Source organism: Pseudomonas sp. TE12234, from assembly GCF_054061835.1.
Window position 1 is genome coordinate 587,322 of the sequence record NZ_JBSSEP010000002.1, and the last position, 22,014, is coordinate 609,335.

At 61.4% G+C, this 22,014-nt stretch carries 18 protein-coding genes; 13 read left to right on the forward strand and 5 right to left on the reverse strand.

Going from position 1 to position 22,014, the window contains the following annotated elements; genetic code table 11:
• Window positions 1–11 precede the first annotated feature (11 nt).
• Together ACVWYU_RS06305 and ACVWYU_RS06310 are read left to right on the forward strand one after the other, a co-directional pair.
• On the forward strand, window positions 12–674 hold the full coding sequence (locus ACVWYU_RS06305; protein ID WP_090320518.1) for a response regulator: 663 nt from the start codon (window positions 12–14) through the stop codon (window positions 672–674).
• Window positions 671–2,056 (forward strand): ATP-binding protein, encoded by a 1,386-nt coding sequence (locus tag ACVWYU_RS06310; protein ID WP_457372241.1) that lies wholly within the window; start codon window positions 671–673, stop codon window positions 2,054–2,056. Before ACVWYU_RS06305 ends, ACVWYU_RS06310 begins: the two co-directional genes overlap by 4 nt.
• A gap of 19 nt (window positions 2,057–2,075) precedes the next feature.
• Here ACVWYU_RS06310 and ACVWYU_RS06315 read toward each other — a convergent pair whose 3' ends face one another.
• Window positions 2,076–2,978, reverse strand: a complete 903-nt coding sequence (locus tag ACVWYU_RS06315; RefSeq protein ID WP_457372242.1) for a LysR family transcriptional regulator — start codon at window positions 2,976–2,978, stop codon at window positions 2,076–2,078.
• A gap of 120 nt (window positions 2,979–3,098) precedes the next feature.
• Here ACVWYU_RS06315 and ACVWYU_RS06320 point away from each other — a divergent pair, with 120 nt between their 5' ends.
• Both ACVWYU_RS06320 and ACVWYU_RS06325 read left to right on the forward strand, forming a co-directional pair.
• Complete coding sequence (locus ACVWYU_RS06320) at window positions 3,099–4,745, forward strand: GMC family oxidoreductase (RefSeq protein ID WP_457372243.1); 1,647 nt, start codon at window positions 3,099–3,101, stop codon at window positions 4,743–4,745.
• A 226-nt stretch (window positions 4,746–4,971) separates the two neighbouring features.
• Window positions 4,972–6,594 (forward strand): MFS transporter, encoded by a 1,623-nt coding sequence (locus tag ACVWYU_RS06325; protein ID WP_090320507.1) that lies wholly within the window; start codon window positions 4,972–4,974, stop codon window positions 6,592–6,594.
• Between the two features lie 117 nt (window positions 6,595–6,711).
• Here ACVWYU_RS06325 and ACVWYU_RS06330 read toward each other — a convergent pair whose 3' ends face one another.
• Complete coding sequence (locus tag ACVWYU_RS06330; protein WP_457372244.1) at window positions 6,712–7,080, reverse strand: DUF427 domain-containing protein; 369 nt, start codon at window positions 7,078–7,080, stop codon at window positions 6,712–6,714.
• A gap of 259 nt (window positions 7,081–7,339) precedes the next feature.
• Between ACVWYU_RS06330 and ACVWYU_RS06335 the strand changes: the two genes are divergently transcribed.
• The 3 genes from ACVWYU_RS06335 (at window position 7,340) to ACVWYU_RS06345 (ending at window position 10,741) form a co-directional block, all read left to right on the forward strand.
• A complete protein-coding gene (locus ACVWYU_RS06335) occupies window positions 7,340–9,280 on the forward strand; it encodes a DNA topoisomerase III (RefSeq protein ID WP_457372245.1) in 1,941 nt (646 codons plus the stop codon).
• Window positions 9,281–9,386: 106 nt separating this feature from the next.
• Window positions 9,387–9,890, forward strand: coding sequence for a GNAT family N-acetyltransferase (locus tag ACVWYU_RS06340; protein ID WP_457372246.1), 504 nt, complete (start codon window positions 9,387–9,389; stop codon window positions 9,888–9,890).
• A gap of 521 nt (window positions 9,891–10,411) precedes the next feature.
• Window positions 10,412–10,741 (forward strand): hypothetical protein, encoded by a 330-nt coding sequence (locus ACVWYU_RS06345; protein ID WP_090320500.1) that lies wholly within the window; start codon window positions 10,412–10,414, stop codon window positions 10,739–10,741.
• An 87-nt stretch (window positions 10,742–10,828) separates the two neighbouring features.
• Here ACVWYU_RS06345 and cynR read toward each other — a convergent pair whose 3' ends face one another.
• A complete protein-coding gene (cynR, locus tag ACVWYU_RS06350; protein WP_457372247.1) occupies window positions 10,829–11,710 on the reverse strand; it encodes a transcriptional regulator CynR in 882 nt (293 codons plus the stop codon).
• Window positions 11,711–11,832: 122 nt separating this feature from the next.
• Between cynR and cynS the strand changes: the two genes are divergently transcribed.
• The 3 genes from cynS (at window position 11,833) to ACVWYU_RS06365 (ending at window position 13,321) form a co-directional block, all read left to right on the forward strand.
• A complete protein-coding gene (gene cynS, locus ACVWYU_RS06355; protein WP_090320495.1) occupies window positions 11,833–12,300 on the forward strand; it encodes a cyanase in 468 nt (155 codons plus the stop codon).
• 91 nt (window positions 12,301–12,391) lie between these two features.
• Window positions 12,392–12,628 (forward strand): DUF2790 domain-containing protein, encoded by a 237-nt coding sequence (locus ACVWYU_RS06360; protein ID WP_090320492.1) that lies wholly within the window; start codon window positions 12,392–12,394, stop codon window positions 12,626–12,628.
• Window positions 12,629–12,661: 33 nt separating this feature from the next.
• Window positions 12,662–13,321 (forward strand): carbonic anhydrase, encoded by a 660-nt coding sequence (locus tag ACVWYU_RS06365; RefSeq protein WP_090320489.1) that lies wholly within the window; start codon window positions 12,662–12,664, stop codon window positions 13,319–13,321.
• A 41-nt stretch (window positions 13,322–13,362) separates the two neighbouring features.
• Here ACVWYU_RS06365 and ACVWYU_RS06370 read toward each other — a convergent pair whose 3' ends face one another.
• Entirely contained in the window at window positions 13,363–14,865 is a 1,503-nt protein-coding gene (locus ACVWYU_RS06370; protein ID WP_457372248.1) for an aldehyde dehydrogenase family protein, read from the reverse strand.
• Between the two features lie 164 nt (window positions 14,866–15,029).
• On the opposite strand from ACVWYU_RS06370, the gene ACVWYU_RS06375 reads away from it, so the two are divergent.
• The 3 genes from ACVWYU_RS06375 (at window position 15,030) to ACVWYU_RS06385 (ending at window position 20,417) form a co-directional block, all read left to right on the forward strand.
• On the forward strand, window positions 15,030–15,821 hold the full coding sequence (locus ACVWYU_RS06375) for an N-acetylmuramidase domain-containing protein (RefSeq protein ID WP_457372249.1): 792 nt from the start codon (window positions 15,030–15,032) through the stop codon (window positions 15,819–15,821).
• Window positions 15,822–16,196: 375 nt separating this feature from the next.
• A complete protein-coding gene (locus ACVWYU_RS06380; RefSeq protein WP_090320479.1) occupies window positions 16,197–16,712 on the forward strand; it encodes an HvfX family Cu-binding RiPP maturation protein in 516 nt (171 codons plus the stop codon).
• Window positions 16,713–16,925: 213 nt separating this feature from the next.
• Window positions 16,926–20,417: a hypothetical protein gene (locus tag ACVWYU_RS06385; RefSeq protein ID WP_457372250.1), complete on the forward strand. Its 3,492-nt coding sequence runs from the start codon at window positions 16,926–16,928 to the stop codon at window positions 20,415–20,417.
• 71 nt (window positions 20,418–20,488) lie between these two features.
• On the opposite strand, the gene ACVWYU_RS06390 is transcribed toward ACVWYU_RS06385, so the two are convergent.
• Window positions 20,489–22,012 carry an ArnT family glycosyltransferase gene (locus tag ACVWYU_RS06390; RefSeq protein WP_457372251.1) on the reverse strand — a complete coding sequence of 508 codons (1,524 nt, stop codon included), beginning with the start codon at window positions 22,010–22,012 and terminating at the stop codon, window positions 20,489–20,491.
• Between the last annotated feature and the right edge of the window lie 2 nt (window positions 22,013–22,014).

The window sequence follows — 22,014 nt, forward strand, 5'->3', positions numbered from 1 at the left end:
CAGGAGTCCGTGTGCGCTTATTACTGGTTGAAGATGACGTGGCCCTGGGCGAAGGCATCCATCAGGCCCTGAGCCGTGAGGGCTACACGGTGGATTGGTTGCAGGACGGCAACAGCGCCTTGCATGCGCTGCTCAGTGAATCCTTTGACCTGGCGGTGCTCGACCTTGGCCTGCCGCGCATGGACGGCCTCGAAGTGCTGCGACGGCTGCGTGACAGCGGCTCGAACCTGCCGGTGCTGATCCTCACCGCCCGCGACGCCACCGAAGATCGCATTGCCGGGCTGGATGCCGGGGCCGACGATTACCTGATCAAGCCCTTTGACCTGGCCGAGCTCAAGGCCCGCCTGCGGGCGTTGTTGCGGCGCAGCGCCGGCCGCGCCCAGGTGCTGATCGAGCACGCTGGCATCAGCCTGAACCCTGGCACCCAGCAAGTCAGCTACAACGGCGAGCCGGTAGCCCTGACGCCCAAGGAATACCAGCTGCTGCACGAACTGCTCTCGCCACCCGGCCGGGTGATCACCCGCGATCACCTGATGCAATTGCTGTACGGCTGGAACGAAGAAGCCGAGAGCAACACCCTGGAAGTGCACATCCATCACCTGCGCAAGAAGTTCTCCACCGATCTGATCCGCACCATTCGTGGGGTCGGTTATCTGGTGGAGGAGCGTCGATGACTTCGATTCGGCGTCGCACCCTGACGCTGATCATTGGCCTGATGCTCACCGGTATCGCCGTGATCAGCGTGCTCAACCTGCATGACAGCAACCATGAAATCGCCGAAGTCTATGACGCGCAACTGGCCCAGAACGCGCGGTTGCTGCAAGGCGTAATGCGCATGCCACTGGCCAGCAAGCAGCACGCCGAACTGTATCAGGCGTTCAACCAGGCCCTGGGCGCAGCCGAGCCAAAGGTCGATGGCCATCCCTATGAAACCAAGATTGCCTTTCAGGTCTGGAACCGCAAGGGCGAAGTGCTGGTGCACACCGCCAGTGCTCCTTCATTCACCGCGCCGCCCTCCACACCAGGCTTCAGCGATGTGGTGGACCTGAACAACCGCCAATGGCGCGCATTCCTGCTCGAAGACAAACAGAACGAGTTGCGGATCTGGGTCGGTGAGCGCGACGACGTGCGCGCGGATCTGGTGGATCGCATCGTGAGTCATACCTTGTGGCCGAACATAGTGGGCAGCCTGGTGCTGGCGGCGATGGTCTGGGTGGCCATTGGTTGGGGCCTCAAACCCTTGGCCGATATGGCGCAGACCCTGCGGGCTCGTCACAGTGGCTCGCTGGAGCCGTTGCACCTGACACCCCTGCCGAGCGAACTCGAACCAATGCAGGCGGCCCTCAACCGCATGCTGGCGCAGATTCAGGAAGTACTCGGACGAGAGCGGCGCTTCATTGCCGATGCCGCCCATGAAATGCGCACGCCCCTGGCGATCTTGCGGGTGCACGCGCAGAACCTGATGGAAGCCAGAACCGAAGACGAGCGCCGCGAATCCCTGGCATTCCTGATCGCCGGCGTCGACCGGACCAGCCGACTGGTCAACCAGTTACTGACCATGGCCCGCCTCGAACCCCAAGCCCAGACGCCGGCGCTGAAGGCTATCGACCTGACCGAAAGCGTGCGTGACAGCCTGGTCGAGCTCACGCCCTGGTTGCTGAGCAAACATCTGGAACTGGCCTTCGAAGCCAGTGACCGCCCCTGCAAAGTCTTCGCCGACGCCGCCGCCATCGATATCGCATTGAACAACCTGATCACCAACGCCGCGAACTTTTCCCCCGAGCACGGCGTCATCACCGTGCAATTGAGTCAGGCGGAGGGTTTCTATGCCCTGAGTGTCCTGGATCAGGGACCGGGCATCGACGAAGCGGACCACGCACGGGTGTTCGAACGCTTCTACAGTCGCGGAAACACCCATGGCGCGGGACTGGGGCTGACGATCGTCAACACCATTGCCCATCGGCTGGGCGGACGCATCACCCTGGCCAATCGGGCTGAAGGCGGATTGCGCGCGACCCTGACGATTCCAGATACCCGGCCACTCAGCGCTTCCTAGCGAACGTTTTGCGGGCCGACTACGCGGGGGCGCGGGCGGCCCCCTGCAACAGGTCCTGCTCCCGCTCACACATTTCCACCACGTAATCCCACAACACGCGCAACCGCACGGATTTGTGCAGTTCGCGGCGGGTGCTGATCCAGTAGCTGCGCTGGATGCTCTCGTCCGGCAGCAACGGCACCAGGCCAGGGTCGGCGCTGGCCATGTAACACGGCAGCACCGCGATCCCCAGGCCTGCGCGCGCAGCCTGATGCTGGGCGATGACGCTGGTGCTGTGGAAGACCACACGCGGATTACGGCAGAAGCTGTTGAGGAACATCAGTTCCTGGCTGAACAGCAAGTCGTCGACATAACCGATCCATGCATGCCGGCCCAGGTCTTCGCGGCTGTGCAGCGCGGGCGAACGGTCGAGGTAATCCTGGCTGGCGTACAGCGCCAGTCGATAGTCGGTGAGTTTGCGCGTGACCAGCATGTCGGCGGCCGGGCGCTCGAGGTGAATACTGATTTCCGCCTCGCGGTTGAGGATGCTGACAAAGCGCGGCACCGCCACCAGTTCGACCTCCAGCCCCGGGTAGCGCTCGAACAGGCCATTCATGCGGCTGGCCAGGAACATGATGCCCAGGCCCTCGGTCACACCCACGCGAATCTTGCCCAGCGGCGCCGTGGATTGGGTGATCTCCTCCTGGGCCAGCAGCGCGACGTTCTCCATGGCTTCGGCGTGCTTGAGCAGCGCTTCGCCGGCCGGCGTCAACTCATAGCCCTGCGCATGCTGGACGAACAACGCGGTGCCGAGGCTCTTTTCGATGGCCTCGATGTGCCGCGCAACGGTGGCGTGGGTGGTGTTCAAGCGCCGGGCAGCGGTCAGCAAACGTCCACTACGCTGCAATTCGAGAAAAAACCGCACGTCATTCCAGTCGAACATGAATCATCCTTGTTTACAGGTGTTTAAAAACGAACAGCAGCTGCGCAAAAACTAACATTCTTTTGACGAAAGCTAACAACTAGGATGGATCCCAACAAGAACAACAACATGAGGTCAGGGATGCAGACTTCCCTTGATGAGTACGACTACATCGTGGTCGGGGCCGGCCCGGCCGGTTGTTTGCTGGCCAATCGCTTGTCGGCCAACCCGCAGCACCGCGTACTGCTGCTCGAAGCCGGCGGCCGCGACAACTATGCATGGATTCACATCCCCGTGGGCTACCTGTTCTGCATCGGCAACCCGCGCACCGACTGGTGCTTCAAGACCGAAGCCCAACCCGGCCTGCAAGGCCGTGCCCTGAGCTATCCGCGCGGCAAAGTGCTCGGGGGCTGCAGCTCGATCAACGGCATGATCTACATGCGCGGCCAGGCGGGCGACTACGACAACTGGGCTGCCGAAGGCAATCCGGGCTGGAGCTGGCAAGACGTCCTGCCACTGTTCAAGAAGAGCGAAAACCACTTTGCCGGCGACTCGGCGTTTCACAGCGGTGCCGGCGAGTGGCGGGTCGAACGCCAGCGTCTGTCGTGGCCGATTCTCGATGCCTTCCGCAGCGCCGCCGAGCAAAGCGGCATCGCCAGCATCGATGACTTCAACCAGGGCGACAACGAAGGCTGCGGCTACTTCCAGGTCAATCAGAAGGCCGGCATCCGCTGGAATGCGGCCAAGGCGTTTCTCAAGCCGATCCGCCATCGTCCCAACCTGACCGTGCTGACCGGCGTTGAAGCCGACCGCGTGCTGCTGGAAAGCGGTCGTGCCAGTGCCATCAGCGCCCGTTGGCAGGATCAGGCCAGGACCTTCAAGGCCCGCAAGGAAATCATCCTGTGCGCCGGCTCCGTCGGCTCACCGAGCATCCTCCAGCGCTCCGGGATCGGCCCTCGCCCGCTCCTGCAACGCTTGGGCATCGGCGTCGCGCATGAACTGGCCGGCGTGGGTGGCAACCTGCAGGACCACCTGCAACTGCGCCTGATCTACAAACTGCAAAATGCCCGTACCCTGAACCAGATCGCCGGCAGCCTGTGGGGCAAGATGGGCATGGGCCTGCGCTACCTGTATGACCGCAGCGGCCCGCTGTCCATGGCGCCCAGTCAGCTCGGCGCCTTCGCTCGCTCGGGGCCGGAACAGACGTCGGCGAACCTCGAATACCACGTGCAACCGCTGTCCCTGGAGCGCTTCGGTGAACCGCTGCATGCGTTCCCGGCCTTTACCGCCTCGGTCTGCGACTTGCGTCCGCAGAGCCGTGGCCGGGTCGAAATCCGCTCCGCCAACCCGCAGGAGGCACCGCTGATTCAACCCAATTACCTGAGCCATCCGGAGGATTTGCGCGTGGCGGCCGACGCCATTCGCCTGACCCGGCGCATTGTCGCCGCACCAGCGCTGAAGGCGTTCAATCCGGTCGAATACCTGCCCGGCGACAGCCTGCAAAGCGAAGAGCAATTACACGAAGCCGCCGCCCGGATCGGCACCACGATTTTCCACCCGGTCGGCACCTGCCGGATGGGCAACGACACGCACGCCGTGGTCGATGCCGAACTGCGTGTGCACGGCATCCCCGGTCTGCGCATCGCCGACGCCTCGATCATGCCGCGCATCACTTCGGGTAATACCTGTTCACCCACGTTGATGATCGCCGAGAAAGCCGCACAACTGATCCTCAGCCCCCACACAAGGAGCATCACCGAGACAAAGGAACGGGTCACACACTCGTGAATCCACACGAACACTGTAGGAGCGAGCCTGCTCGCGATGGTCGTCAACGATAACGCTGACAACCTGACACCCATGTGCGCTCTGAAGGTCATCGTCGGAACGCCGCCCGGAGCAAGCTCGCTCCTGCGCAAACGCGTACATCCGATACATCGAAGTAGCGGCACCAGCCCACAAGGACGGCGCCGACAGTGGAACAACAAAAACAATCACTGTGAGGGATACCGATATGTCAGAACACGTTCAGCCCCTGGAAAGCTTGCGCAGCGCGCGTACCAGCCAGGACACCCAGAAAGTCATCTTCGCCTCGTCGCTCGGAACGGTTTTCGAGTGGTATGACTTTTTCCTCTATGGCGCCCTCGCGGCGGTGATCAGCAAGCAGTTCTTCGCCGGGGTCAACGACACCACGGCGTTCATCTTCGCCCTGATGGCCTTCGCCGCCGGTTTCATCGTGAGGCCGTTCGGCGCCCTGGTGTTCGGCCGGTTGGGGGACATGATCGGACGCAAATACACCTTCCTCGCCACCATCATCCTCATGGGCCTGGCGACCTTCTGCGTCGGCCTGCTGCCCAATTACGCCAGCATCGGCATCGCCGCGCCGATCATTCTCGTGGCACTGCGCATGCTTCAGGGCCTGGCCCTGGGCGGCGAATACGGCGGCGCCGCGACCTACGTCGCAGAGCACGCGCCTATCGGCAAACGCGGCTTTCACACCAGCTGGATTCAGTCGACTGCCACCCTTGGCCTGCTGTTATCGCTGCTGGTGGTGCTCGGTTGCCGCTACTTCACGGGCGATCAGTTCGAAGTCTGGGGCTGGCGCATTCCGTTCCTGTTTTCGATCATTTTGCTGGGCATCTCGACCTGGATTCGCCTGAGCCTGCACGAGTCGCCGGCCTTCGTGAAAATGAAAGAAGAAGGCAAACTCTGCCAATCGCCGATCCGCGACTCCTTCGGCAAATGGGAAAACCTCAAGGTCGTGCTCATCGCCCTGTTCAGCATCAACGCCGGGCAAGCGGTGACCTTCTACGCCGCGCAGTTCTATGTGCTGTTCTTCCTCACCCAATTCCTGAAAATGGACCCTGCCGTCGCCAACGGCCTGCTGATTGTCAGCGTGACCCTTGGTGCGCCGTTCTTCATCTTCTTCGGCTGGCTGTCGGACAAGGTCGGGCGCAAGCCGGTGCTGATGATCGGCCTGCTGCTGGCCACCGCGCTGTACTTCCCGATCTTCAAATCCCTGGCTCACTACGCCAATCCGGCCATCGACCAGGCCAGCCGTCAGGCACCGATCACCGTGCTGGCCGACCCGGCCACCTGCACCTTTCAGTTCGACCCGGTCGGCAAGGCGAAATTTGACAGCCCGTGCGACAAGGTCAAAACCTTCCTGGTCAAACAGGGCTTGCCGTACTCCAGCGCAGTGGCACCGGCCGGCAGCACGGTGCAAGTGAGCGTTGGCGACGTGAAGATCGACGGATTTGACGAAGCGGCATTGCGCGGTGCCGTGACCCTTGCCGGCTATCCGCAGCAAGCCGACATGCAGCAGATCAACAAACCGATGATCGTCGCGCTGATCGTGGCGCTGATCATCATTTCCGCGATGTGCTACGGGCCGCTGGCGGCGCTGATGGTCGAGCTGTTCCCGACGCGCATCCGCTACACCTCGATGTCCCTGCCCTACCACATCGGCAATGGCTGGTTCGGCGGGTTTCTGCCGACGGTGTCGTTTGCGTTGGTGGTCTACACCGGCGATATCTTCTACGGGCTGTGGTACCCGGTGGTGATCACCGGCGTCAGCCTGGTCGTGGGAATGATCTGTTTGCGCGAGACCCGCAACGTGGACCTGCACAAAAATTAAGGGAAAACCTGTAGGAGCGAGCCTGCTCGCGATGGAGTATCAGTTGTCATCGCGTTGACTGACACACCATCGCGAGCAGGCTCGTTCCTACAGGTATTGTGAAAGTCAGCGTGAATATCACTCTTCGATCTCAAGCAACTCGAACGTCACCTGATCCGGGTAAAACGCCACGTAGTTTTCAATCTGCCTGACAGACACCTTGGGATTCTCGTAGCTCCACACCGCATTGGCGCCCTCATGCCCCGGCACCTGCAGGCTGAAATAGCTGGCATCGCCCTTGTACGGGCAATAGCTGGTGTGATCGGTGCGGACGTAATATTTCTCGTCGATGTCCTCTCGCGGAACGTAGTACACCGGAGGGTAATTGGCCTCCAGCATCACCAGGGCGCGCGAGGAGGCGGCCACCTGGATTCCGTGAAATTTCACCAGCAGGCAACCGGGCTGCTCGGCGATGGTGATGACAGGGCTGGGACCGGAGCTTTTCATGGAATGCGTTCCTCACGACGATGATTGACCCTGTGGGAGCGTGGCTTGCCCGCGACGGGCTGCGCAGCAGCCCCATGACCCGAGACCACGATTCATCAGGTATAACCCAGATTCGGCAGGCATGACCGCCTTGCAGCCGAACGGACCAGGCAAATTATCGCAACGCACTAACTGTACATCCATACAGATAAAGATTGCCCCCGAGTCCATATCCCGCCATTCTGTGCACCTCTCCGGACACTGATCGACGACGATGGTTATGCGGCTGTACCTCTGTGAAAAACCTTCCCAGGCCAAAGACATTGCGGCCGTGCTCGGCGCGCGGCGCCGCGGCGATGGCTGCTGGCTGGGAACAGACGTCACCGTGACCTGGTGCATTGGCCACCTGCTGGAAACCGCGCCACCGGACGCCTACGACGCGCGCTACAAGCGCTGGGTGCTGGCGGACCTGCCGATCATTCCGGACAAATGGAAAATGACCGTCAAACCGCGCACGGCCAGCCAGTACAAAGCCGTCAAACGCCTGCTCGGCGAGGCCGACGAACTGATCATCGCCACCGACGCCGACCGCGAAGGCGAGATGATCGCCCGGGAACTGGTGGAGCATTGCCGTTATCGTGGGCCGATCCGCCGCTTGTGGCTGTCGGCACTGGACGACGCCTCGATCCGCAAGGCCCTCGCCGCCCTCAAGCCGGGCGCCGAAACCTTCAGCCTTTACCATTCGGCGCTGGGGCGTTCCCGGGCCGACTGGCTGATCGGCATGAACATGAGTCGGCTGTTCACCCTGCTGGGTCGCCAGTCCGGCTATCAGGGCGTGTTGCCGGTCGGTCGGGTACAAACGCCGACCTTGCGCCTGGTGGTGGATCGCGATCGCAGCATCGCCAACTTCGTACCGGTCGCTTACTGGGCCATCGACGTCCAGCTGTTACACGACGGCACCCCATTCACCGCGCAATGGCGGGCCGCCTCGGAGGTTTGCGACGATCAGGAGCGCTGCCTGAATCAGGCACTGGCCCAACAAGCCGCAGCTGCGATGGCAGGCGCCGCGAGCGCCCGGGTGATCAAGCTGCGCACCGAGCGCATGCGCGAGGTGGCACCGCTGCCGTTCGACCTCGGCACCTTGCAGGAAGTCTGCTCGAAGAAACTCGGGCTCGGCGCCCAGGAAACCCTCGATATCGCCCAGGCGCTCTACGAAACCCATAAAGTCATCACCTACCCGCGCAGTGACTGCGGCTATTTGCCCCTCAGCCAGCACAGCGAAGCGCCGGGCATTCTGGCGGCGCTGCGTCAGGCCGATCCGGCGCTGAACGCGTTGCACGATTACCTCGAACCGCAACGGCGCTCCAGGGCCTGGAACGATGCCAAGGTCAGCGCGCACCACGGCATCATCCCCACCGCCGCCGCAAAGAACCTGGAAAAACTGGCGGGCAAACAACGGGCGGTCTACACCCTGATCCGCGCACGCTACCTCGCCCAATTCCTGCCCAATCACGAATACGACCGTACCCAGGCCGACTTCGACTGCGCCGGTGAAGCCTTGCGTGCCGTTGGCAAGCAGATCGTCGAGCCCGGCTGGAAACGTGCACTGCCCGAAGCACTTGCCCCGGCCAGGGGCCGTGAAGCACCAGCCCCGCAAACGCTGCCCCACCTCATGGAAGGCATTGAGTGCGCGGTGGCCAACGTGCAGCTCAAGGACCTCTGGACCCAACCGCCCAAGCCGTTCACCGAGGGCGATCTGATCAAGGCGATGAAGAACGTTGCCAAACTGGTGGAAGATCCGCTGCTCAAGCAAAAACTCAAGGACACCACCGGCATCGGCACCGAAGCGACCCGCGCCTCGATCATCCAGGGCCTGCTCGACCGCGGCTACCTGGTCAAGAACGGCAAGGCACTGGCTGCCACGCCTGCCGCTTTCAGCCTGATCGATGCAGTGCCGCGGGCGATTGCCGATCCGGGTACCACGGCGATCTGGGAGCAGGCGCTGGACATGGTGCAGAGCGGCGAAATGAGTCTTGAAGAATTCGTCACCAAACAGGCGGCGTGGATGAGCAAGCAAGTGGCCCGTTGCGCCGGCCTGAGCCTGACCATCAGCGGTCCGGCCAGCCCTGCCGGACGTGGCGCGACGCCCTGGAAAAACAAGCGTAAACCGGCCAAGCGCAAGACATCGCCCGTCAACAAACGCACGGCCCCCAAAGCCTGACACTTACCCCTGTGGCGAGGGAGCTTGCTCCCTCGCGACACATCCCCTCACAAGCCATTCACCGTTCCGTCTATCCTTGTCTGACTGATGCCAGGAGCCGCAGGTAATGTCCTCGATAGCACTGCACGCCGCTCAGCGCGATGACCTGGAAACCATCGAATGCCTGATGCAGTTCTATACCTACGACTTCAGTGAGTGGATGCCACTGAAACTCGCTGAACACGGCCTTTTCAACATCTTGCCCCTGACCGACTACTGGCGAAAACCCTCGACCCGAGCGTTTCTGATCAAGGTGGACGGGGAATTGGCTGGTTTTGTAACAGTGGACGACGAAACCCACCTGCCCGGTGCCGAGCACAACATTGGTTACTTGTTCGTTGCTCGGCGCTTTCGTGGCCGGGGTGTCGCGAAGTTTGTTGTTTCCACCCTCTTGAGCCGATTCCCCGGTCAGTGGCAGATTTTCCACATCGAAGTGAATCAACCCGCGCGGCTGTTCTGGGCCGCCGTCATGCCCGATCTCGTGGCAGAGGGCTTCACCCGACATTCCCTGACGGTAAAGGGTTATCCCTGCACCTTTTACCGCTTCGAAGCTTTGCTGCCGTCGTCCTGATCCGCACACCCGGTTACGTTTTTTAATTCCAGACAGCTTTGTCCGACAATATGTAGTGACTAAAAATATTCACTACAAAACCGTTGACGCCTTCGATTTGCCCTTGCATGATGCAGACGTCTCCCCGATCGGGAGTACACGCAACACGCTTGAGCAAGCTCGTCTGACCGCCGAGCTGTTTTTTCCGGATACACGCTGCCCACAAGGCAGATTGAAGAAGCTGACCTGGCCTGAACGTCCAGTACAAGGGCGAGAAATGCTAGCGATCCATCCTCATGAAGCTTGTGCCCGACCCTGAAAACGTCGGCAGTGGCCTGAAGGTATTCGCTGCTTCTCTTCGTTGTGACGCTAACGCGTAGCAGTTATTCAACACGACTACATGCAACAGACGCAGGGCCCCGCCGAATTTGGCGGACGACTGCTGACGTCCTGGTTTCGGTGCCAGGGATCAACTAACCGATGGGCTACTTGTATTAGCGAATCAACTTTGAAAGATCACCAAATGGTCAAGGGGTTTTAAGATGAATTTGAACAATCAACCAACTATCGAAGAACTGGCCCGTATGTTCGCTGCTCAAAAAGACAGCCACGACAGCCATATCCTCTGGATCAGCAAGACCGGCCAGGTTCATATCGACTGCCTGTCCCCGCATGCCCATGAAGCGGAGTTTGACCAGAACAACCAGAACCTGCTCGCCCGACTGAAAATGTACCGTCGCGGCCAGGGCTACGTCGGCAAGAAAGCCGCGGCCGACAAGGACTTCATTGGTAATGTTCTGCAAACCCTGAAACAGGCCTGGGCATCGATGCAGAACCAGAACGAAGTTCGGGTGATTGACCGGTTCTACTGATTAAACTGACTCAACTATAAAAAGGGCCTGCTCCCAACAAGAGCAGGCCCTTTTTAGTTTTGAAGCCCATGCACCAATATTTGCTGATCAAGATATATCGGCACCCAACACCAACTGCACAAACGCCAACGACGCCGCACTGTGGTAGTTGTTTTTACGCCGCAGCAAAGCCGCTCCGCGCCGGGGCGCCTCCCCCGCCAACGGGATCCTGCGCAACGCGCGATCGCTGGTTGCAATAGGCTCCGGAAGGATAGTCGCCATCGCCGTGTGCCGAATGACTTCCAGCAAGGTATTGACCGAGTTGACCTCGATGGCCACCTTGGGCGTGATCTGTCCTTGGGCGAAGTACTCGTCGATGCGCGTACGGGTGACGAAGTCCGCGGTCAGCAATGCAAACTCCAGTTGCGCCACTGCCTCATTGGCGAGCGCGCCTTCGCTTTCATACAGCGGGTGAGCCCGACCGACCATCAAGCCCAGTGTCTCGGTAAACGCCGGGATCGATTCGATGTCGGCGTTGCGCACCTGGTCAAACGCAATCGCGATATCCAGCGAATCCTCCGCCAGCCCCGATTCGATGTCGTCCATCGACAATTCGAAAATCTCCAGATGGATGTTCGGGAACCGCGCCACGTAGTCGCGCACCAGAGGCCCCACCAGATACGCCATGAAGGTCGGCGTCATGGCCAGGCGCAGGGAGCCGCGCGACAGGTCTTTCACGTCATGCAGCGCTCGCTTGCCCGCCTCCAGTTCCACCAGCACCCGACGAGCGCATTCGATGTAGGCCTGGCCGGCGTCGGTCGGCTTGACCGTGCGCGAGGTGCGGTCGAACAGGCTGACGCCCAGGGCTTCTTCCAGCTGCCGGATCTGTTGCGACAGGGTCGGCTGGGATACGTGCAGCGCCTCGGCGGCGCGGGTGAAACCGCCGTGATCAGCCACGGCCAGCAAATAACGCAAATGACGCAGCAACATGGGCTCACCATCTATAGGCAGTGCTTATGCTTTGCATTGTATATCGGTCTTGGACGCTATGGGTGAATCGGCAGAAGATGGCTTCACACCGAAACACAACCCACTGCGACAGGAGAAACACCATGCAACAGTCCCACGCTTACAACGACCCAAGCCTGGCCCTGACCACCGAAATCCTCGATGCCAAGGCGCGCAAGAACCTGTCCTGGCAGGACCTGGCTGACGGCACCGGCCTTGGCCTGGCTTATGTCACCGCCGCCCTGCTCGGCCAGCATCCATTGCCGGAAAGTGCCGCCAAAGTGATTGGCGAAAAACTCGAACTGGACGCCGACTCGGTAGCCCGTCTGCAGATCATCCCGCTGCGCGGCAGTCTTTCGGGTGTCCCGACCGACCCGACCATCTACCGCTTCTACGAAATGATCCAGATCTACGGCACCACGTTGAAAGCCCTGGTTCATGAGCAATTCGGCGACGGCATCATCAGCGCGATCAACTTCAAGCTCGACATGAAGAAAGTCGAAGACCCGGAAGGCGGCTCCCGCGCAGTGATTACCCTCGACGGCAAGTTCCTGCCCCTGCGTCCTTTCTGAGTGGCGACCGGCCCGCGCTCCGGTGCGGGCCCAACCCGGTCAAAACCCGACAACGGTCTAGCACTCACCACTCTGCTCTGGAGGATGCCCCATGAAAAAAATTCTGCTGGTTCTTTCGCTGATAGCGGGCGTGTCCGCTCAGGTTCAAGCCCGGGAAGCCGTCGTGCCTTATCAATACGGCATGACACTGGATATCGCGCAGGTCGTGAACATCACGCCACCTGCGGACATCTGCGGCGTTGTCCCCGTTGAAATGACGTACCAGGACTCCAAAGGCGCGACCCACATTCTGCAATACAGCGTGTTCGGCACCGGTTGTTCCAACTGATCCCCAACTACTGAACTGAAAGGAAATGCCCCCATGAAAGCGCTCATAGACGGTTTTTTGAAGTTCCAGAAAGAAGTCTTTCCGCAACGCACCGACCTGTTCAAGCACCTGGCCACCACGCAACATCCGGGCACGCTGTTCATCACCTGTTCCGACAGTCGCGTCGTGCCGGAACTGCTGACCCAGCAAGAACCCGGTGAGCTGTTCGTGATCCGTAACGCCGGCAACATCGTGCCGTCCTACAGCCCCCATCCGGGTGGTGTGTCGGCTACCGTCGAATACGCCGTCGCGGTGCTGGGTGTGACCGATATCGTCATCTGCGGCCATTCCGACTGCGGCGCCATGACCGCCGTCGCCAAATGCACATGCATGGACCACCTGCCCGCCGTCAGCGGCTGGTTGCAACACGCCGAGTCGGCGAAAGTCATCAACGAATCCCGGCCCCACACCGATGACGCGGCCAAAGTCAGTTCGATGGTGCGCGAGAATGTCATCGCCCAACTGGCCAACATCCAGACTCACCCGAGCGTGCGCCTGGCCCAGGAAAAAGGCCTGCTGAACCTGCATGGCTGGGTCTACGACATCGAGACCGGTTCGATCGATGCCCTGGATGCCGGCAGCCGCACCTTCGTTTCGCTGGCCGAACACCCAGGCACCTGTGCCGTCTACGGCAAAGCCGTTGAAGCGGCCTGAGCCGATCGCAGCGACCGCCGAGGCAGCCGCTGCGCCATTTTCTAGCGCTTGACCGACAGATCCGTCTGCGTCATGCGGCTACGGATGGTGAACACACCATCACCGGAGAGAATCGCACTGCGCGCAAACAGGCGACCGCTCTCCCAGTTCGACAGGCCCAGTTCCGGCTTGTTGAGCGCGTACTGACCGTCGACCCAACGGGTAATCCCGTTGCCAACAAAGGGCGCATTGACCGCGTTGTAGAAACGCTCCTGGGTCGCTGCGTCTTCACTGAGCAGCGACACCGTGAACTGCGGGCTGTAGCGATTGAACAAGGCGATGGCGCTGTCCAGGTCGTCGACGATCTTCAGGCTCACTTCAGGGGTTTCTTCCCATTCCCACTCACGGCCCAACTGATCTTCCGGCAGCGGTTCGGCCAGTGCTTCGGTGCGGTAGCCTTCGGCGCGATAGACCTCGACGGTCGCGCTTTGCCACTGCGCTGGCAGATAGGTTTCGCTGCCTTCGACGATGTGCAACTTGCAGCCCTGGCCCCGTGCCTTGCCGGCCTGTTGCAGCGCCTCCAGGAACAGCGGCACCAGTTCGGAAGCGCGGTCGCGGTGGATCAGGCAGACATTGAGGGTATTGCAGACCTTGCGGTCGAGGGAGTTGCGCACCACCGCGGCGAAACGTGTGGCGTCGGCGTCGCTGTGGGCAATCAGCCAGGCCCCGCCGGTGCCGTGCAGGCTGACGGCGGTACCAGCCTGTTGCGCAATGCTGCCCAACTGGCTGACGGCGCGCCCCGAACCCCGGGCCACCGCCAGCGACAGACGCCGGTCGGCGAACATCGCCCAACCGGCGGCATGATTGACGCTTTCCACCAGCGACACCGCGCCGGTTGGCAAACCGGCGTCGGCCAGGGCCGGATTCAAGGCGTGAGTGACGATGGCCTGGGCGGTGCCCAAGGCATCGCTGCCAATGCGCAGCACGGCGGTGTTGCCCGTGCGCAGTACACCGGCGGCGTCGGCGAAGACGTTCGGCCGGCCTTCGAAGACGAACGCGACGATGCCCAGCGGCGACACCACCTGCTCGACTTTCCAGCCGTCATGCTCGACGCAGCTGACCACTTTGCCCCGTGTCGCCGGGGCATCGCGCCAGGCGCGCAGGCCGGCAATCATGTCGCGGCGCATGCGCTCATCGGCCAGCAAACGCGTGGTCGAACGACCGCGAGCCTTGGCCCGCTCGATGTCCGCCAGGTTGGCCGCCTCGATCAGGGCCCAGCAGTCCGGGTTTTCCAGACGTTGTGCAAACAGGTCGAAGAAGGTGCTGATCGCCTGATCCGACACCGCCGACAACGCGGTAAACGCCGCTTCGGCACGGGCAATCGCGACCGACGCCGCCTGCTGGTCAGCCACCGGGATCAGCAGCAGTTCACCGCTGACCTGCTCCACCAACAGGTGGTCACCGGGCTGAAAGCGTGCTGCCAGTTCAGGGCTGACCACGGTGACACGATTACCGGCGAAAGGGATCGGCGTGCCAGCGACTAGACGTTCGAGCGCGAGAGACATGAAGCAGTATCACCATGCAATGGGCGGGCGGAAAATGTATAGCAAAAGTCCCTGAGCGTCATCCGCCGTTGCCTTGCGCCGATGATCGCAAAACCGCCGGCACAGGCCCGGCCCGCCTACGCTTAAACCGTACACCGGTATTTGCTGTTTCGAAGGAGGCCGCCATGAGCGATGAATTCACCAGCCATGGCGCGGCGCTTGACGACGAAGGAATGGAAAATGCCCTGGATCTGGCCAAAGTCAGTGCTGCGCAACTCTGGGCTGTGCTAGCAGTAGAAACCTCCGGCAACGGATTCTTTTCCGACCGCCGCCCGAAAATTCTTTTTGAGCGCCACGTCTTCAGCCGCTTGACCCAACAGGCGTTTGACACCCAATACCCGGACATCAGCAGCAAGACCCCTGGCAACTATGGCGCATCGGGGGCGCATCAATATGATCGGCTGAATCAGGCCATCAGCCTGAACCGCAACGCAGCGCTGCAAAGCACCTCCTGGGGACTGGGCCAGACAATGGGCTTCAATTTCGCCACCACGGGCTCGGCGGATGTCGAGGCGATGGTCAAGCGCATGGTCGAATCCGAGAACGAACAACTGCTGTGCACCGTGGGCGAGCTGATCGGCGGGGGTTCGGTGGCGGCGCTGCGGGCCAAGGACTGGGCCAATTTCGCCCGTCGCTACAATGGCCCCAACTACGCCATCAACAACTATGACTTGCGCCTCAGTGCCGCGTATCAAAAGTTTTCTTATGGCGGGACACCCGATCTGCGGATTCGCATGGCGCAAACCTGCCTGACGTACCTCGGCTGGCACCCTGGTGATATCGACGGCATCCTCGGCAAGCAGACCCGGGACGCGATGAACCTGTTCCAGGCCAAAGAAGGGCTGGACCTGACCACGGTCCTCAACGACGAAACCCTGGACCACTTGCGCAGCCGGGTCCTGGCGTTATCGGACTGACTCGAACCCCATCCAAACGGCCCCGGACATGCTCTGGGGCATGGGGCCTCAGACCGCCGATTGCAGGCGCTCAAGGCTATTCCTGTGGGAGCGAGCTCGCGATAGCGGTGGTTCAGCCACCCTCAATGTTGGGTGTGCAACCGTCATCGCGGGCAAGCCCGCTCCCACAGGAGGGTGGCGATGACTTGAGACGGCCATGTATCAAAGTGTGTACAGCCCGGCTCTCGACACATCATGCCTTCAACCCCCCGCACCCGCGACACACCGCAGATACACCCGGTTGATCAAATACGCCTGTCGATTGGCCAAGCCGATCCTTGCGCTAACGGGCAAACACATCGCCCGACACCCCTGATTTGAAGGAGATCAACGCCCATGAATGCCTCTATTTCCTCTGCCGTGAAAGGCCTGCACCTGAACCTTGACCGTGCCGGCAGCTGGATTGCGCCCCTGACCCTGCGCGTGTTCCTCGCCTGGGAATTCTTCGAGTCCGGCCTGGAAAAATTCAATGGCGAAAACTGGTTTGCCGACATCCAGGACCGCTTCCTGTTTCCGTTCAACCACCTGCCGGCCACGCTGAACTGGGAACTGTCGATGTGGGTGGAATTGATCTGCGCCCTCGCCCTGCTGGTGGGACTGGCCACGCGCTTTTCGGCGATCAGCCTGATCGTGGTGACCATCGTCGCCACCGCCGCTGTTCACTGGCCTGCCGATTGGTCGACCTTGAGCGACCTGGCTCAGGGCTATTCGATCACCAATAAAGGCTACGGCAACTTCAAACTGCCGTTGATCTACCTCGCCGCCCTGGTGCCGCTGGTGCTGTCAGGCCCTGGCAAGTTCAGTCTCGATGCGCTGCTGGCGCGATGCTTCTGGCGTCGAAGCCCTGTATGAATCAACACCTGTAGGCGCTCGCTCGCGAAGCACTCCTCGGTACCGCGTCTATCCAGATGTACGCGTTATCATTGACGTCCATCGCGAGCGAGCTCCTACAACGGTCAGTCAGCGGCAAATCGGGCAAATAATCGTCCATTCAGGCCAAACCCCTTGGTTGTTTGCGTCTATACATAACTGTACGCAGTTGGCCGACAACAAGAGGCACAGGCCGTGGACAGCAAGGGTTCGGGCACGAACCTGGCCTTTTGGTTGCCAGGCAGTGCAGTCATCCTGAGTCTGGTGGTATCGATGTTCGCCCTCAACCGCGAACCCTTCCTTGAGCCGCGCCCCGTCGGCGCACAATTCCAGGCGCAACTGCCTATCGAAGCACGGCTCTGGCAGGACCCTTTCGACGCGGTGGAGCGCTATCGCAAAAAACTCGGCGACAGCAAAAACCCGGACGCCGCGAACGTTTGCAGCCCTGCGCTATCAACGCTGTCCGGTGCTAAACCGCTGCCCGACATCATGGTCGCGCTGGTCGAGGGCGGCCCCTACGCCGATGAGGTCGAGCGACGCCGGCGGATTCGCTACGCCTTGCTGGCCGGCTTCAAGAACTCCCATCGGGTGCCGGATCAGGAGCAGTACATTCACTGCCTGAGACTCGCCGACACTCTTTCCCCCGATGCGCCGCAGGCAAGCGCTTTCGTCGACGCGCCCTATGAAGTGTTCATCTCCAACTCCTTCGATCCGCCGACAGCGCTTGAAGGCGCATCACCTCCTCCCGACCGCACGATTGTTTTCTGGTTGAAACAGGACGCACTTGGCCCGACGCCGTTGCAAAGCCTGGAAACCCTGCGCCAGACCCTGAACCAGAAAGTCGCTGCGGCGTGCGCCCCCACAGCCTGCGCCGAACCGCCCGGGCAGGCCGTGCTGAAGGTCATCGGCCCCTCGACCTCAACCGTGCTGCGGGACATGTTCCAGGATCAGGACATCGGCAAGGCCACGCCGAATGTCGAGATCTACTCGCCGCTGGCCACCGCCGATAACGAAACCCTGGATCGCGGCTACCAGCCGTTGTCACCGCCGCTGGCCAATCGGCCACCCATGAAGTTGCTGCGCACCGTCAGCGACGACGGCACCATGACCCAATTGATGCTCGAAGAGTTGCAGTTGCGCCGCGTCGACCCGGCCATCGGCGTGCGTTGCGGCGAAGGCACGCAGCGCAGGACCGATTCACCCTGCACGCGCACGCTGCGGCGCAGCGACAACCGCATCGCCTTGATTTCCGAATGGGACAGTTTCTACAGTCGCGCGCTGATCGAAAGCTTCAAGATGCAAGTGGCCCGGGACGCGCACCTGAATGACAGCGAAAAGAACCAGCGCGAAGCGGTCGACCAATGGATTTTGCGCTTCAGCTATTTACGCGGCCTGGATGGGCGTCTGCCGGAGGAATCGGCGAGCACCGACAAGACCGCCAGCACCGATGCCAGCAAAAACACGGCGGGGACCACTCAGATCGACCTGAGCCCGCTGGAAAAAGCCGACGGCAATTCTCAGCTCGACTACCTGCGACGCCTGGCCGACCACATCGCCAGCGAAGACGCGACTTATCACCGCAACGGCCAGAGCGGCATTGGCGCCATCGGCATACTGGGCGTGGATGCCTACGACAAGCTGCTGGTGTTGCAGGCACTCAAGAGCCGGATGCCCTACAAACTGTACTTTTCCACCGACCTCGATGCCCGCATGCTGCAACGGGGCCAGGCGCAGACCACCCGCAACCTGATCCTCGCCGCCCCCTACGGGCTCACGCTGACCCGCGCCCTGCAACAAGATGTGCCGCCGTTTCGCGACAGCCTGCAAAGTGCCGTATTTGTCTCGGTGCTGGCGGCGCTGGCGCCGCAGTCATTCGAGGTCAAGCGTGCGAAATTCGACTATTCAAAATCGGAGCTGCTTTCGCCGGGCATTTATGAAGTCGGCATCAGTGGCTTCATTCCCCTGGCGACCCGGCTTAGCGCCTCGCGCCCGGTCAATTGCCAGGCGCCGACGCAATCGCAATCCGATCGCGGCATTCGCCCCCACGACCTCATGGCCCTGCGCTGCCTGCAGGATCCCTCGCCACCGCCCTACCCTGAACCGTCACCATCGATCCGCGAGCGTTTCAAACAAACCCAGTCCTTTTTCTGGGCCGGGCCGCTCACGTTCTCCTTGCTGATGATTGCCGGTTTTATCCTCTGGTGGCGGATCGAAGGTCCGCGGGATGACCATGACGCGCGGCTGGCCTGGGTGCGCGGCGTGCCGATCAGCCTGTTCATGGTCGCGGCGGTGTGCGCCTTCATCGCCACACGGTTCTGGCATGCGGAGTTTCTCTGGTTCACCTTCGTGTTGATCCTGCTGGGCATCCTGTCGCTGAACCTGACCCGGCGTTCCACCCGAAAACTGGCGCTGGCCGAGGATCCGATGGCCAGCCCCGTCCCGGCCTCCGATGACGCCTGGGTATGGTACATCGTGGTCCCGCTGGTGATGTTCATCCTCGCGCTGATGCTGGCCTACCAGATGCGCAGCACCCTGACCGACAACGGCCTGGGCGAGCCGATGTTCCTGTTCGAAGGCATCAGCGCCTGGCCGACCGTGGCGTTGCGTTTGCTGGCGGTGCTGATATCAATCTCGGCATTGACCTGGGGCTGGCGCAAGTTGCGCATCAACCGGGCCGAAATCGAAACCACCTTCCATTTGCGCCTGCACATGCGCAAATACGAGATGACGTTATGGGGCCAGGTCCGACGTTTGCTGCGCCGAGGCAAAGGCTGGAGCTTGCGGCGCTGGTGCAATGAACTGGGGCACTGGTTGCTGCTGATATTTTTCCCGTTGATGAGCGCCAGCGAAGACTGGTCAAAACCCTGTGCGTCGGCTCAACTCAGTTGCACCGACGGGCGCAAAATGATCTCCATTGCCCGCTTCTGGGGTGAGCATTGCATCTGTGGTTCGTTCGGTGCGCGCATGCTGCGAACGGCACTCGCCACCTGGCTTTACGTCGTCGTCACCAGCGTGCTGTTTGTCGTCTGGCCCATGGAGGGCATGCCCGTTCGCGGCCAATCGATGTGGTGGATGGTGAGCTGGCTGATCCCCACCCTGACTTTCCAGGTGTTGGTGTTCTGGGTCATGGACGCCAATCTGCTGCTGACGCGATTTATCCGCCATCTGAGCGAGCATCACGCGATCTGGCCGGGGTCGTTGCAGGCCGAGCACAAGAAAATCTTCGGAATGCTCAAGCACCCCTGCATCGATGAGTGGGTGGATTTGCAACTGATCGCCAAGCGCACCTCGGCCGTCAACCGGCTGATCTACGCGCCGACAGTGGTCATGTTGATCCTGGTGGCTTCGCGCAGCAGCCTGTTCGACAACTGGCCGACACCGCCCGGCCTGGTCATCTCGTACCTGGTGACGGCGCTGTTGCTGCTCGGTTCCGCGCTGTCATTGCGACGCGCCGCCGAAAAGGCCCGTACCCGGGCCTTGCAACGACTCGACGCCTACCTGCTGGAAACCCAGGAAACAGCGCCCTGCTACGGCAAGTTCAAGATGATCCGCGAGCGGGTGGCGACTCTCAACACCGGCTCTTTCTCGCGCTATGCCGAAGACCCGCTGATCAAGGCGCTGCTGTTGTCGCTGACCGGGATTGGCGGCTCGGCGATTGTCGATGCGTTGAATTTTGCCAAGTTCTAAAGGGTTAGCCCCTTAGGACCGGAAGCCTTGCGATTGCTGTTGAACATCAATCGCAAGGTTCATGCCCCTGACTACTTCACGACGACTGGCGTCCATTCGAACCGATAGAACTTGGGGGATGGTCCTGGCTGGCATTGACCGTTATCGGCATCGGCGCCGACGAGCGACCAATGTGCACGGGAGTTTTCGCCCAGTTCATGAGCGGCCTCAGGCTTGAAGCACCGGGTCAGGACATCGGCCGGCACCAGGGCATAGGCCTGCGGGTGTTCCCGCAGCCATTGGGCGGCCTTTTCGACCGAGGAGTTGTCCATGCCGAAATGCACGATTGGCTGGCGGGCGAACAACCAGTGCCCCTCCTCCCAGTTGACCAGCACCAGGTCCGCGCCGTGACTCATGGTCGCGGCCTGGGCCATGACGGCCCGATCCGGATTGGCGCCTTCGGCGAACGGTTCGATAAACCCGCGGGCGAACCACAGCACGAACCAGGCCGCCACCAGGGCCGGAAATACCCGGCGCAGTCGCGGACGCTGCTTGAACCAGCGTTGCAGCAACCAGGGGATCAGGGGTGCAGCCACCAGCACCAGCCCCGGCAGCGCCGGGTAGATGTACAACTTGCGCTTGCCGGCACTGATGCAAAAGAACAACAGCACCAGTGCGACCCAACCGAGCAATACCAGCACCCGGCCGTCACGTTTTTTCAGCTGACGGCGCCAGGCCGGCACCAGCCATGGCAAGGCCAGCACCAAAGGCAACCAGTATTGCGGAATGACGTTGGTGAAGAAGTACCAGAACGGTTCGCGGTGATGCCATGAGTTGGCGTAGCGCCCGGCGGTCTGGCGCAGGAGGATTTCCCGGGCATAGGCCACCTCGTCAGCGGTGCCATTGAATACGATGGACAACGCCATGGGTAACAGCCAGACCGCAATCGCCGCCAGCATCACCAGCAACCCGAGCCACCATTTGCGCGCCTGGCCCGGCATGGCCACCACGCCCGGCCAATCCTTGCGTACCGCATAGGCATAAGGGATCAGCATCAGCGCCGGCAGAAAGCCCACGCCTTTGGTGATCACCCCGATGCCCATGGCGGCGCAACCCACATAGAACCAGCGCCACGCCGGGCCCAGCAATAGATGGCGGGCCAGGCCATACAGGCCCAGCGTGGTGAACAGAATCAGAAAGCTGTCGATCTGCCCGGTGCGCAGGATGCTGTAGGTCTGGTAGGTCGCCAGGTACAACAACGCGGCAATGCGCCCGATGCGCTGGTTCCACAGCCGGCGGCCCAGGTCATAAACCATCGCCGTGACGGTCACCGCGGAAAACACCCCCGGAAGGTACAACGCGAGGTTGGGTTTGCCGGTGAGCCAGGTGAAGAACGCCACTGTCCACATGAAAATCGGCGGTTTGTCGCCGTAGATTTCTGCTGCGCGGTGTGGGATCAGCCACGAGCCGTTTTGCAGCATCTCCAGGGCCACGCCGAGAAAACGTTCTTCATCGACGTTCTGCGCCTGGCGCAGTCCAAGGCCTGCACCGATCAATAACAGGGCCAACAGCATCAGGCCCAGGCATTCGACTCGGGGCGATAGGGTTCGACGCATAG